This window comes from Nocardioides sp. NPDC054178 (genome assembly GCF_055585005.1).
The window spans coordinates 39,264-51,945 of record NZ_JBVJKY010000003.1 but is presented as its reverse complement, the minus strand read 5'-3'; the positions used below and the strand labels follow the sequence as shown (position 1 = coordinate 51,945).

Annotated in this window: 13 protein-coding genes; 5 read left to right on the top strand and 8 right to left on the bottom strand. The window is 69.9% G+C overall.

Annotated features, from left to right (window positions below; genetic code table 11):
* The first annotated feature begins 55 nt into the window (after window positions 1–55).
* The 3 genes from ACZ6WN_RS12820 (at window position 56) to ACZ6WN_RS12810 (ending at window position 3,740) form a co-directional block, all read left to right on the top strand.
* Window positions 56–613: a type 1 glutamine amidotransferase domain-containing protein gene (locus ACZ6WN_RS12820; RefSeq protein ID WP_465865026.1), complete on the top strand. Its 558-nt coding sequence runs from the start codon at window positions 56–58 to the stop codon at window positions 611–613.
* Complete coding sequence (locus ACZ6WN_RS12815; protein ID WP_465865025.1) at window positions 610–1,710, top strand: NAD(P)/FAD-dependent oxidoreductase; 1,101 nt, start codon at window positions 610–612, stop codon at window positions 1,708–1,710. The genes ACZ6WN_RS12820 and ACZ6WN_RS12815 overlap by 4 nt, the downstream gene beginning before the upstream one ends.
* Before the next feature lie 236 nt (window positions 1,711–1,946).
* Window positions 1,947–3,740 carry a BCCT family transporter gene (locus ACZ6WN_RS12810; protein ID WP_465865024.1) on the top strand — a complete coding sequence of 598 codons (1,794 nt, stop codon included), beginning with the start codon at window positions 1,947–1,949 and terminating at the stop codon, window positions 3,738–3,740.
* Between the two features lie 46 nt (window positions 3,741–3,786).
* Here ACZ6WN_RS12810 and ACZ6WN_RS12805 read toward each other — a convergent pair whose 3' ends face one another.
* The 5 genes from ACZ6WN_RS12805 to ACZ6WN_RS12785 all read right to left on the bottom strand — a co-directional run bounded on the left by ACZ6WN_RS12805 (window position 3,787) and on the right by ACZ6WN_RS12785 (window position 7,681).
* Window positions 3,787–4,455 carry a nitroreductase family protein gene (locus tag ACZ6WN_RS12805; RefSeq protein WP_465865023.1) on the bottom strand — a complete coding sequence of 223 codons (669 nt, stop codon included), beginning with the start codon at window positions 4,453–4,455 and terminating at the stop codon, window positions 3,787–3,789.
* An 18-nt stretch (window positions 4,456–4,473) separates the two neighbouring features.
* The gene (locus ACZ6WN_RS12800; RefSeq protein ID WP_465865022.1) at window positions 4,474–5,235 is read right to left on the bottom strand and encodes a sulfite exporter TauE/SafE family protein; all 762 of its coding nucleotides are present in this window, start codon (window positions 5,233–5,235) and stop codon (window positions 4,474–4,476) included.
* Window positions 5,236–6,315 (bottom strand): SPFH domain-containing protein, encoded by a 1,080-nt coding sequence (locus ACZ6WN_RS12795; RefSeq protein WP_378729277.1) that lies wholly within the window; start codon window positions 6,313–6,315, stop codon window positions 5,236–5,238.
* Between the two features lie 38 nt (window positions 6,316–6,353).
* Complete coding sequence (locus ACZ6WN_RS12790; RefSeq protein WP_465865021.1) at window positions 6,354–6,815, bottom strand: NfeD family protein; 462 nt, start codon at window positions 6,813–6,815, stop codon at window positions 6,354–6,356.
* A gap of 68 nt (window positions 6,816–6,883) precedes the next feature.
* On the bottom strand, window positions 6,884–7,681 hold the full coding sequence (locus tag ACZ6WN_RS12785) for an ABC transporter ATP-binding protein (RefSeq protein ID WP_465865020.1): 798 nt from the start codon (window positions 7,679–7,681) through the stop codon (window positions 6,884–6,886).
* Between the two features lie 53 nt (window positions 7,682–7,734).
* Here ACZ6WN_RS12785 and ACZ6WN_RS12780 point away from each other — a divergent pair, with 53 nt between their 5' ends.
* Both ACZ6WN_RS12780 and serB read left to right on the top strand, forming a co-directional pair.
* The gene (locus ACZ6WN_RS12780) at window positions 7,735–8,517 is read left to right on the top strand and encodes a hypothetical protein (RefSeq protein WP_465865019.1); all 783 of its coding nucleotides are present in this window, start codon (window positions 7,735–7,737) and stop codon (window positions 8,515–8,517) included.
* Between the two features lie 34 nt (window positions 8,518–8,551).
* A complete protein-coding gene (gene serB, locus ACZ6WN_RS12775; RefSeq protein WP_465865018.1) occupies window positions 8,552–9,796 on the top strand; it encodes a phosphoserine phosphatase SerB in 1,245 nt (414 codons plus the stop codon).
* Window positions 9,797–10,555: 759 nt separating this feature from the next.
* On the opposite strand, the gene ACZ6WN_RS12770 is transcribed toward serB, so the two are convergent.
* Genes ACZ6WN_RS12770 through fabG form a run of 3 tightly spaced genes read right to left on the bottom strand, consistent with a single transcriptional unit; the run spans window position 10,556 to window position 12,596 of the window.
* Entirely contained in the window at window positions 10,556–11,062 is a 507-nt protein-coding gene (locus tag ACZ6WN_RS12770) for a SixA phosphatase family protein (RefSeq protein WP_465865017.1), read from the bottom strand.
* Between the two features lie 17 nt (window positions 11,063–11,079).
* Window positions 11,080–11,853, bottom strand: coding sequence for an enoyl-ACP reductase FabI (fabI, locus tag ACZ6WN_RS12765; RefSeq protein WP_465865016.1), 774 nt, complete (start codon window positions 11,851–11,853; stop codon window positions 11,080–11,082).
* A gap of 2 nt (window positions 11,854–11,855) precedes the next feature.
* A complete protein-coding gene (gene fabG / locus ACZ6WN_RS12760; RefSeq protein ID WP_465865015.1) occupies window positions 11,856–12,596 on the bottom strand; it encodes a 3-oxoacyl-ACP reductase FabG in 741 nt (246 codons plus the stop codon).
* Window positions 12,597–12,682 lie beyond the last annotated feature (86 nt).

Here is a 12,682-nt window from a genome sequence, read left to right as displayed (position 1 = left end):
CCGGGTGACCTCCGTCCCCCGGCCCGAACCGAACCGAATCGATCAGGAGGATCTGATGACCCAGCAACTGAACGGCAAGCGCGTGGCGATCCTCGCCGCGGACGGCGTGGAGCGCGTCGAGCTCGAGCAGCCCCGCGAGGCGCTGAACGCCGCCGGTGCCCAGACCACGCTGCTGTCGGTCCACGACCACGAGATCCAGGCCCGTGAGAACGACCTGAACCCGGCGGGCACCTTCCCCGTCGACGGCCTGGTGGCCGACGCCGCCGTGGCCGACTACGACGCGCTGCTGCTCCCCGGCGGCACGGTGAACCCGGACCAGCTGCGGGTCGACCCCGACGCCGTCGCCTTCGTCCGTGACTTCGTGGCGAGCGGAAAGCCCGTGGCCAGCATCTGCCACGGCCCCTGGACGCTGGTCGAGGCCGGCGTGGTCAAGGGTCGAACCCTGACGTCCTTCCCGAGCATCCGCACCGACCTGCGCAACGCCGGTGCAGAGGTCGTGGACAAGGAGGTGGTGGTCGACGGCAACCTGATCACCAGCCGTTCACCCGATGACCTGCCCGCGTTCTGCGACACGATCGTGGCCGAGTTCGGGGCAGAGCGCGCGCTCCGATGACAGGTTCGCCAGAGGTTGCGGTGATCGGGGGCGGGATCGTCGGCCTCTCGACGGCGTACGCACTGCGCGAGCAGGGCGTCGAGGTACGCCTGTACGAGACCGGCCTGCCCGGTCACGGCCAGTCCGCCGGCGAGTCCCGGATCTTCCGGCACGCGCACGACGACCCGCGGCTCGTCGCGTTCGCGCGCGCGAGCCGCGGGGTGTGGGCCGAGTGGGCCGAACGGTTCGACGTCGAGCTGGTCTCCTCGGACGGTGTGGTGGCGATCGGCGAGCCCGCGCTCGAGCGGCTTCGTGTGCTCGAGCGTGTCGGCGGCGTGGCCGCGCGGGCGATCGGTTCGGACGAGCTCGCCGAGCGGATGCCGCTGCTCGCCGGCTACTCCGGACCGGCGGTGCTCGACGAGGCGGGCGGCGCGATCCGTACGCGCGCCGCCGTCAAGGCGCTCGCGGACCAGCTCGGGGACGCCGTGGTGACCGGCGAGGTCGTCTCGATCGAACCCCACGGCAGCGGAGTCGAGGTGCGCAGCGTCACCGACCGCGCGGTCTACTCGAAGGTGATCGTGTGCGCCGGGCGCGAGACCGCCCGCCTGGCGCGGAGCGTCGGCCTCTCCCTGCCCGTCCGGCTCGCCGCGCACGTACGGCTGACCTTCGCCGTGAAGGGCGACGCCCCGGCGCGGGTCGCGTGCCTGCAGGACGGCAGCGGCGACTTCGGTGAGGTCGGCGTCTACGCGACGCCCCTGCCGGGCAACAGCCGCTATGCGGTCGGGCTCAGTGAGACCGTCGGCGTCCGAGACGACGGGACGTTCATCGATCCGGGGGCGGTTCGATCCTTGGACGAACACGCGCGCGAGTACGTGGCACGGGCGCTGCCCGGCCTCGACCCGGAGCCGCAAGACTTCGTCCACTGCTGGGTGACCGACCTGCCGTGGAGCGAGGACGGCGTGGCCGTCTGGGAGGCAGGTCCGATCCTCTTCGTCGCCGGCCACAACCTCTTCAAGCAGGCACCGGCACTGGGTCGTGCCCTCGCCCGGGCCGCGACCGGCGACGGTCTCGCCGCCGACCTCAGGCCCGAGGCGCACCTCGGCGAACCGCAGCAGTAGTCGGCGGTGGCCCTCCCGGCGGAGGATCAACGGGAGAGCCACAATCTGTCCGCCGCGCAAGCGGCGAAGGGGCGGCGGAGCACGCTCACACGAGCAGAACAACACGCGCACCGACCGGACACAGTCCGGCCAGAAGTCACCCTCGGCGGGTCGGCCGGGGTCCCCCGGTGAATCTAAAGCAAAGACGGTGCGCGTTAGGGTGCTGTGGTCCCGAACCCAACCGGAAGGACAACAGTGTGACTTCTGAGAAGAAGACAGACAGTCCGAACCATTCCGACCATCACAACTCCTCCGCCCTCATCAAGTCGCCCACGGGCGAGGTCGTTCCCCACCCTGCGCTGGACCTGCCGATCTCGAGCGAACAGGAACAACGCAAGGGAATCGACTGGGTCGTCTTCGGCATCGCGGCCGCCATCGCCATCGCATTCATGGCGTGGGGTTTCATCAACACCGACGGCATGGGCAAGGTCGCCGGCGACGCGCTCGCCTGGGTGCTGGACAAGGCCGGCTGGTTCTTCGTCCTCACTGCCAGCGGCTTCGTCATCTACATCGTCTGGCTGGCGGTCAGTAAATACGGCAACATCCCCTTGGGTCGTGACGACGAGAAGCCGGAGTTCAACACGGCGTCCTGGATCGCGATGATGTTCAGCGCCGGTATGGGCATCGGTCTGATGTTCTACGGCGTCAGCGAGCCCATCTCGCACTTCGTCACCCCACCCCCAGGCACGGGCGAAGCCGGCAACCCCGAGGCCATCCAGCACGCGATGGCCACCACGATGTTCCACTGGACGCTGCACCCGTGGGCGATCTACGCGGTCGTGGGTCTGGCGATCGGCTACGGCGCCTACCGCAAGGGCCGCGTCAGCCTGATCTCCTCGGCCTTCACGCCGCTGCTCGGCAAGAAGACCGTGGAGGGCCCGACGGGCAAGGCGATCGACATCTTCGCGATCTTCGCGACGCTGTTCGGCTCCGCCACCTCCCTCGGCACCGGCGCGATCCAGATCGAGTCCGGCCTGCAGATCGTCGCCGGGCTCGGCGAGGTCGGCAACAACGTGCTCATCGGGATCATCGCGGTCCTGACGGTCTGCTTCGTGATCTCCGCGGTCTCGGGCGTGGCCAAGGGCATCCAGTGGCTCTCCAACATCAACATGGTGCTGGCGTTCCTGCTGGCGCTGTTCCTGTTCGTGGTCGGCCCGACGGTCTTCATCCTCGACCTGATCCCGACCTCGCTCGGCACCTACATCGGCGACCTCGCCCAGATGTCGGCCCGCACCGGCGTCGGCGGCGAGGAGACCTCCGCGTGGCTCGGCTCCTGGACCGTCTTCTACTGGGCCTGGTGGATCTCGTGGACGCCGTTCGTCGGCATGTTCATCGCGCGGATCTCGCGCGGGCGCACCATCCGGCAGTTCGTGGCTGGCGTGCTCCTGGTGCCCAGCGTCGTCAGCGTGATCTGGTTCTGCATCATGGGTGGCACCGCCATCGACCTGCAGCGTGACGGCACGGTCGACATCGCCGGTCTCGGCGGCGTCGAGTCGCAGCTGTTCACCACCCTCGACCAGTTCCCGCTGGCCACGGTGATGAGCATCCTGGTCATGGTGCTGGTGGCGATCTTCTTCGTCTCGGGCGCCGACGCGGCCTCGATCGTGATGGGCACCCTCTCCGAGCACGGCTCGGAGGAGCCGAGCCGCTCGACGGTCGTGTTCTGGGGTGTCGCGACCGGTGTCGTGGCCATCCTGGGGCTGATCGCCGGTGGCGCGGACGCGCTGTCCGGTCTGCAGACGATCACGATCGTGGCGGCGCTGCCGTTCACGGTGATCATGGTCGGCCTGGCGGTCTCGCTGCAGCGGGACCTGGCCCATGACCCGTTGATCGTGCGTGGTCAGTACGCCGCGGACGCGGTCGAGCAGGCCGTGATCACCGGTGTCACCGAGCACGGCGACGACTTCGCGCTCGCGGTCGTCGAGGACGACCACAGCAACGGCACCACGCCGGCGCCTTCCGTCGCCGTCGCCGCCGACGACAAGGCCTGATCCTCGGGTCCTGAACATGATGGCGGGGTCCTCCGGGACCCCGCCATCAGTCGTCTGTCAGCGGGGTGCCCGAGAAGCTCTCCAGGGTGACGAACTCCTCGACCGGCTGCCGCCGCAGCCTGGTGAGCTGCTTGACGGGCCTGCCCAGCGGGACGACCGCCGCGACGGCGTACCCCTCCGGCGCGCCGAGCAGCTCCAGGAGCGCCGGCTCCTCGGCGATCGCCATCGTGGTGATCACCCCGCCGAAGCCCTCGTTGCGCGCGGCGAGGAGCGTGTTCCACACCAGCGGATAGACCGAGGCGCCGGAGACGACGCCCACCCGGTCAAGCTCGGAGTCGAGGGAGGCGACCGCGCCGAGGTCGACGAGGAAGACGAGCACGACCGGTGCCGTGAGCAGCGGCTCGGTCATGGAGCGCGGCACCCGGGTCTCGGCGATCTGCTCCTCGCTCACCGCCGTCGGGTGCACCGTGTTCCACGGCATCTCCCCCGCCTTGTGCTGCGCGATGTACCTGCGCGCACCCGTCGCGGTCAGCTCGACCAGACGCTCACGGGTCGCCTGGCTGCGTACGACCACGACATGACCGCCCTGTCGGTTGCCGCCGGAGGGCGCGAACCGGGCGTTGTCGAGGATCCTGGCGAGGATCTCATCGGGCAGCGGGTCGTCGGTGAAGTCGCGTACCGCATGGGTGGTCCGCATGGCGTCGTAGAGCTCCATGGGACCATCCCATCAGACTCAGCCCACCAGGAAGGCCACCAGGGCGGTGACGCCGACGACCACGATCACGCCACGGAGCACGTTCGGCGGCAGCCGGCGGCCGATCTTCGCGCCCAGCAGACCACCGATCGTCGCGCCGACGGCGATCAGGGCGGCGATCTTCCAGTCGACGTCGGCCACGAGGGCGAAGATGAGCCCGGAGATGCCGTTGGTGATCGCGACCAGGATGTTCTTGAGGGCGTTGAGCCGCTGCAACGACTCGGCGACGCCGATGCCGATGATCGCGATCATCAATACGCCCTGAGCGGCACCGAAGTAGCCGCCGTAGACGCCGAGCATCGCGATCGCCGGCCAGACCCACCAGCGCTCGCTTCCGTCGTCGGGCACCGCGCCGTGTCGCTCGGCGACCCACCGCGAGATGCGCGGACCGGTGATCACCAGGACGACCCCGAGCCCGATCAGCACCGGGACGATCGCCTCGAAGGCTCCGGCCGGCAGCACCAGCAGCAGGATCCCGCCGACCGCGCCGCCGATGAGCGCCGCGACCCCGAGCCGGAGGATCCGCCCGCGCTGCCCGACGAGCTCGCGACGGTAGCCCCAGGCACCGGCCAGCGAGCCCGGCACCAGGCCGATCGTGTTGGACACGTTGGCGACGACCGGCGGTACGCCGAAGGCCAGCAGCGTCGGGAAGGTGATCAGCGTCCCGGAACCGACGGCGGCATTGATGGTGCCCGCCCCCACCCCGGCGATCAGGATGAGGGCGGACTGAAGAGGATCCACTTAGGCGGTCGGCTCTGCAGGAGGCTTCGGCCGGTTGGGGGCCTCGGCCTCCTTGGCCTCGGCCAGCGCCTGCTCGACGGCCTTGGCCGCGGCGGACTGCTCGAGGTCGAGCTTCGGCTCGGCCGAGCCCATGTCGACGCGCTTGACCGGGCCCTCGACCTCGTCCGGGATGCCCTTGAGGCTGTTCATCGTCGAGCCGAGGCCCTCGAGCGCGGCGCCGATCTCGCTCGGGATGATCCACACCTTGTTGGCGTCGCCCTCGGCGATCTTCGGCATCATCTGCAGGTACTGGTAGGCCAGCAGCGACTGGTCGGGGCGGCCGTCGTGGATCGCCTGGAAGACGGTCTGGATGGCCTGGCCCTCACCCTGGGCACGCAGGATCGCGGCCTCGCGGTCGGCCTGCGCCGCGAGGATCTGCGACTCGCGCTGGCCCTCGGCGTTGAGGATGGCGGACTGCTTGTTTCCCTCGGCGGAGAGGATCGCGGACTGGCGCTGACCCTCGGCGGTGAGGATCGCGGCGCGCTTGTCGCGGTCGGCGCGCATCTGCTTCTCCATGGCGTCCTTGATGGACATGGGCGGGTCGATCGACTTGATCTCGACGCGCTTGACCTTGATGCCCCAGCGGCCGGTGGCCTCGTCGAGGACGATCGAGAGGCCGGAGTTGATCTGTTCGCGGCTGGTCAGCGTCTCCTCCAGGGTCATGCCACCGACGATGTTGCGCAGGGTGGTCATGGTGAGCTGCTCGACGGCCTGGATGTAGTTGGCGATCTCGTAGGTCGCCGCCACCGGGTCGTTGACCTGGAAGTAGATGACCGTGTCGATCGAGACGGTCAGGTTGTCCTCGGTGATCACCGGCTGCGGTGCGAACGCGACGACCTGCTCACGCATGTCGATCATGTAGCGCACCTTGTCGACGAACGGGATCACCGCGTTCAGGCCGGGGTCACGCTTCGACTGGAACTTGCCGAAGCGCTCCACGATGCCGACCCGCGCCTGCGGGATGATCTTGATCGTCTTGGCCAGCGTGGTGATCACCAGCACCGCCAAGATGACCAGAAGGGCCAGGATGATGCCACCCATTGCCAATCAGTCCTTGTCTAGATGTAGTTGCCCGGGAACTACGGAGTCCCGAGCTCCGGAAGAGGATGGACGTACGCCGTCGCTCCTCTGATCTCGAGCACCTCGACCGGCGTGCCGGCCGCGATCACGAGCGTCTCGTCATAGGGCTGAGCGGTCCAGAGCTCGCCCTCGAGCTTGAGCTGCCCAGGCTTGTGGGCGCTGATCTCGACGGTCGAGACGGCCTGGACGCCGATCAGCTTCTGCGCGCCGATCTGGATCTCCGGACCGTTGTGGAGCCGCCTGGCCAGCCCCGGACGTACGACCGCGAGCATGGAGACCGAGACCGCCAGCGCGACGATCGCCTGGATCACGAAGCTGTCGGTGAACGCGCCGGTCAACGCACCCGCGAAGGCACCGGTGGCGAGCATCAGCAGGATCAGGTCGAGGCTGAAGAGCTCTCCGACGACGAGCAGCGCTCCCAGTGCCGTCCAGAGGGCCCAGTCCCACTCCTGCCAGTCCATGGGCGTCACCCTATCCAGACGGGCCACACGTTGTGGGGAGGTTTCGGTACCGACTTCTTAACGTTGCGCTACCGCGTGTGGCGGGCGCGGCGCCTGGCCCAGTAACGGCCATCGCTCGCCTCGAGCTCGAGCGGCATGCCGAAGGTCTTGGAGAGGTTCGTCGCGGTCAGCGTGTCATCGATGAGCCCCTGGGCGGTGATCCGGCCCGAGCGCATCATCAGGACGTGGCTGAAGCCCGGCGGGATCTCCTCCACGTGGTGGGAGACGAGCACCGTGGCCGGGCTGTCGGGGTCGTAGGCGAGCGTCGAGAGCGTGGAGACGAGGTCCTCGCGACCGCCCAGGTCGAGCCCGGCGGCGGGCTCGTCGAGGAGCAGCATCTCGGGGTCGACCATCAGCGCACGCGCCAGCTGGACGCGCTTGCGCTCGCCCTCGGACAGGGTGCCGAAGCTCCGCTCGCCGAGGTGCTTGATGCCGACCTCGATCAGCAGCTCCTGGGCACGGTCGTGGTCGAGGTCGTCGTAGCGCTCACGCCAGCGTCCGACCACGCCGTAGGAGGCGCTCACCACGACATCGCGGACGAGCTCGTGGCGCGGGATCCGGTCGGCGAGCGCGGCGGAGGTGAGGCCGATCCGCGGGCGCAGCTCGAAGACGTCGACGCGGCCGATCTGCTCGCCGAGGATCTTCACGACGCCCGAGGTCGGGTGGAGCTGGGCCGCGGCGGCCTGGAGCAGCGTGGTCTTGCCGGCGCCGTTGTGGCCCAGGACGACCCAGCGTTCGTCCTCCTCGACCACCCAGCTCACAGAGTCGAGAAGGGCGTTGCCCCCGCGGCGTACGGTGACGTCGGTGAACTCCAGCACGGCTGCCATGGCGGCAAATCTATCGGCAGGGGTCGGCGGGCTCGGGGATAGGGTGGGCGGCTGTGAGTGTCGAGGATGCTGAGCTGGAGACAGGGCCTGTCGAGACCACCCCCGAGGCGCTGCGCCTGGCCTGGTGGGTGACCGCGTGGCTGCGCGGTGAGGCGGTCACCGACCTGGTGCTCGACGCGGTGATCGGGCCCGACGCGACCCACACCGTCAGCGGCCTCGCCGCGCTCGGGCTCGGTGGCGCCGAGGGGGTCGCGGACACCCTGGTGAGCGGGATGGGGCGGTTGCGTACGGAGGGGGCGAGCGCCGTCGGGGTGGCTTTCCCGGCCGAGGGCGACCCGGTCGGGCTGGGCGGGCCCAGAGCCTTCAACGTGGCCGCGATGGAGGCCGGCGAGGCGGTGGTGTGCGATGGCGGGATCGGGCTCGTACCGGTCCGTGTCGGCGCGGTCATCGAGTGGCAGGCGTACGCCGCCCAGCGCCGGCAGCTCCCCGACGTCGGTGAGGCCGACCGGTCCCTCCGGCTCGCCCTGAGCGAGTCAGCGACCGCGCTCGCCGAGCTCGACGTCGCCCGGTGGCGGCCGGAGGTCGCCGACCGGCTGATGAACCTGCGCCACCGGCCCACGCTGGCCGGGGCCCCCGGGGTGCCGGCGCGGTGCGTGGAGCTCGCTGCCCGTGGCGTACAGGCCCGGGAGATCGTCGCGGTGGCGCTGGAGGACGAGGGCGGCGCCGTCTCCGCCTCGGAGATGTTGCGGCGGCGGGAGGCACTGGTCGGCCTCGACCGCGCCGCCCGGCGGGCGCTCACCGCGGCGGGATCGCCCGAGGTGTGGCCGCCGAACTGAGACGCGGGCGCCGGCTCCACTATCCTGTGCAGCGATGACCGAGGAATTCGACGCGCTCGAGCGCCGTCCCGACACACTGCTGATCACCCTCGCCGGAAACGACCGGCCCGGGCTGACCTCGGCCACCTTGGCGACGCTCGCGCTGGCGGGGGTCGACGTGGTCGACCTGGAGCAGATCGTGCTGCGGGCGCGGCTCGTGCTCGGGCTCCTGGTGACCGCCCCGGCCGACGCCGCGAGCACCGACGCACTCAAGCACGCGATCGAGGAGACCGCCCACGCGCTCGACATGACCGTCGAGATCGAGGAAGGTGTCGGCGACACTCCTCGGGAGCCCGCCGACCGCGCCCGGGTGACGGTGCTGGGCCTGCCGCTGAAGGCGGCCGCGCTCGCTTCGGTGACCCGCACGATCGCCTCGGCCGGCGGCAACATCGACCGGATCATCCGGCTGGCCCGCTACCCGGTCACCGCCTTCGACCTGCACGTCTCCGGGGCCGCTCCCGACGAGCTGCGCGTGAGGCTGGCCGCCGAGGCCGCCGCCCAGGGCGTCGACATCGCGGTTCAGCCCGCCAACCTGGTCCGCCGCGGCATGCGGCTGATCGTGATGGACGTCGACTCGACGCTCATCGACGGCGAGGTGATCGAGATGATCGCCGCCCACGCGGGCTACGAGAAGGAGGTCGCCTCGGTCACCGAGGCGGCCATGCGCGGCGAGCTCGACTTCGAGGAGTCGCTCCGCGGTCGGGTGAAATACCTCAAGGGTGTGCCCGCCACCGCGCTGGACGAGGTCTATGCCGGGCTCCAGCTGAACCCCGGCGCGCGGACGATGGTCCGCACCCTGCGTCGTCTCGGCTACCGCTTCGCGATCGTCTCGGGTGGGTTCTCCCAGATCACCGACCGGCTCGCGGCCGACCTCGGCATCCACTACGCCCGAGCCAACGAGCTCGAGATCGTCGACGGCGTACTGACCGGTGAGGTCGTCGGCGAGGTCGTCGACCGGGCCGGAAAGGCCCGCGCGCTTCGCGAGTTCGCCGCCGAGATCGGCATCCCCGAGGCCGCCACCGTCGCCATCGGCGACGGCGCCAACGACCTCGACATGCTCGCCGCCGCAGGCCTCGGGATCGCCTACAACGCCAAGCCCGCCGTCCGCTCGGCCGCCGGGACCGCCATCAACGTCCCCTACCTCGACACGATCATGTACCTCCTCGGGATCTCCCGCGAGGAGATCGAGGCCGCCGACGCCGAAGCCGGCATCGTCACCCCCGCCCCTCCGCTCATCTGAGAACCTGCCGATCCGTCGCCCACGTCGGGCGAGGCGTCGGGTAGGTCGGGCGAGACGTCAGGTACGTCGGGCGATACGTCAGGTACGTCCGGCGAGACGTCAGGTACGTCCGACGAGACGTCAGGTACGTCCGACGAGACGTCAGGTACGTCCGGCGAGACGTCAGGTACGTCCGGCGAGACGTCAGGTACGTCGGTCGAAACGTCAGGTACGTCGGTCGAAACGTCAGGTACGTCGGGCGAAACGTCAGGTACGTCGGGCGAAACGTCACTGATGTCCGGCGAGGTGTCGCTGAGGTTCCGCGAGGCGTCGCTTACGTCGGGCGAAGCGTCACCTCCGTCGGCCGAGTGACAGCCGATTGACGTCTCGGCCGACGCGAGTGACTTCTCGGCCTAGTCGGCAACTCGTGCTCAGGCTTCCGCATCGCCGGCCCGCCGAGAGGTCACTACCGCCGGCCGAGTTGGCAGCCGAGCGACCTCTCGAGCAACGTACGTGACGTCTCAGCCGACGCCGCTGACGCCTCGATCGACGTACGCGACTGTTCGCCCGACGGGACTGACGCCTCGCCCGACCTACGCGACGCCTCGACGGACGCAACTGACGCTTCGGCCGACGCCCCTGACGTCTCGACCGACGTACACGACGTCTCGACCGACGTACCCGACGCCTCGCCCGACGTACCCGACGCCTCGACCGACGCCGCTGACGCCTCAGCCGACCTACCCGACGCCTCGGCCGACGCGGGGGACGTCTCGACGGTCAGGCGCGGGCGACGTGGAAGGCGGTGACGGAGGCCTCGGCCTCGTCGAGCTCGGACCAGTCGCCGTCGTAGGTGAGCACGGCGACGGCGGCGGTGGGGAAGCCCAGGGCGAGCTGGTTGCCGGCCTCGTCGTCGCCCTCCGCGTCGTCGAGGAGCTGCACCAGCGAGAACACGGTGGGGTTGTGGCCGATCACCACGACCGTGGAGTGGCCCTCATCGACCGCGCGGATCAGGTCGAGGGCGGTGGAGGTGCCGGCGGCGTACAGACCCTGGTCGTACTCCGCCAGCGTCAGGTCCCACGACGCCCCTACCGCGACGTCCTCCCAGGTCTGGGTGGCGCGGTCGGCGGCCGAGACCAGCGCGTAGTCCGGGACCACGCCCTGCTCGGCCAACCACTCCCCCGCGGCCACCGCGTCAGCATGGCCGCGCTCGGTCAGCTGACGCTCGTAGTCGGTGGGTGCCGACGACTCGGCCTTGGCGTGCCGCATGATGACAAGGGTCCGCATGCGGCAACCCTATGACCTCACGCACCCAGCGCGTGATAGCCCCCGTCGACGTGGACGATCTCGCCGGTGGTCGCCGGGAAGAAGTCCGAGATCAGCGCGCAGACGGCCTTCGCGGTGGGTCCCTGGTCGGTGTTGTCCCAGCCGAGCGGAGCCCGGCTGCCCCAGCCCTCGTCGAGCTCCTCGAAGCCCGGGATCGCCTTCGCGGCGAGCGTCTTGAGCGGACCCGCGGAGACGAGGTTGCAGCGGATCCCGTCAGGACCGAGGTCGCGGGCGAGGTAGCGCGAGGTCGACTCGAGGGCTGCCTTGGCGACACCCATCCAGTCGTACGCCGGCCAGGCGATCGTCGCGTCGAAGGTCAGGCCCACGATCGAGGAGCCGGGAGCCAGGAGCGGCCGGGTCGCCATCGCGAGCGACTTCAGCGAGTAGGCGCTGACCTGGACCGCCTGGGAGACGTCGTCCCAGGGGCCGTCGAGGAACTTGCCACCGAGGAGCGTCTCGGGGTTGCCGTACGCGATCGAGTGCACGACCCCGTCGAGCCGCTCGACACCCTCGGCCCGGAGCGCGTCGGCGAGGCCGTCGAGGTGCTCCTGGTTGGTCACGTCGAGGTCGAGCACCGGCGGCTCCTCGGGGAGCCGCTTCGCGATCCGCTTGGTGATCGACAGTGCGCGCCCGAAGTTGGAGATCAGGACGCGGGCGCCCTGCTCCTGGGCCACCTTGGCCACCGCGAAGCCGATCGAGGAGTCCATCGTGACTCCCGCGACGAGAACAGTCTTGCCGTCCAACAAACCCATGATCAGTGCCCCATTCCAAGTCCGCCGTCGACCGGGATGACGGCCCCGGTCACATAACCCGCATCTGCCAACCACGTCACGGCCGAGGCCACCTCGTCCGGTGACGCGTAGCGCCCCAACGGCACCCGCTCCGTGATCGCCTTCTGCTGCTCATCGGTGAGCACAGCGGTCATCTCGGTCTCCACGAACCCCGGAGCGACCACGTTGGCGGTGATCCCCCGCGAGCCCAGCTCGCGCGCGAGCGAGCGAGCCATCCCGACCAGCCCGGCCTTGGACGCCGCGTAGTTGACCTGGCCCGGGTTGCCCATCAGGCCCACGACCGAGGAGATGAAGATGATCCGCCCACGGCGCAGCCGCAGCATCCCCTTCGAGGCGCGCTTGGCGAGCCGGAAGGACGCGGTCAGGTTGGTGTCGATCACGGAGGCGAAGTCGTCCTCCGACATCCGGAGCACGAGGGTGTCCTTCGTGATCCCGGCATTGGCGACGAGGACCTCGACGGGTCCGTGGGCGGCCTCCGCGGCGGCGTACGCCTCCTCGACGGCGGCCGGGTCGGTGATGTCGCACACCAGGTCCAGAGCCCCCTCCGGGGCCCCGCCCTTGCGGGAAGTCACGGCGACCTTGTCACCGTTGGCCACGAAGGCTTCCGCGATCGCCCGGCCGATGCCTCGGCTGCCGCCGGTGACGAGCACCGAGCGGGGTGCCCGCGATGGACTCTGCGTTGTGGGGTCTTCACTGTCAGTCACAGGCGCGACGGTAGCGATTACTTCGGCGTACGACCAATGCCTTGGATTTGCTTGTGAGAACCCTCCAAAGCCCCTCGGAGCGCCCC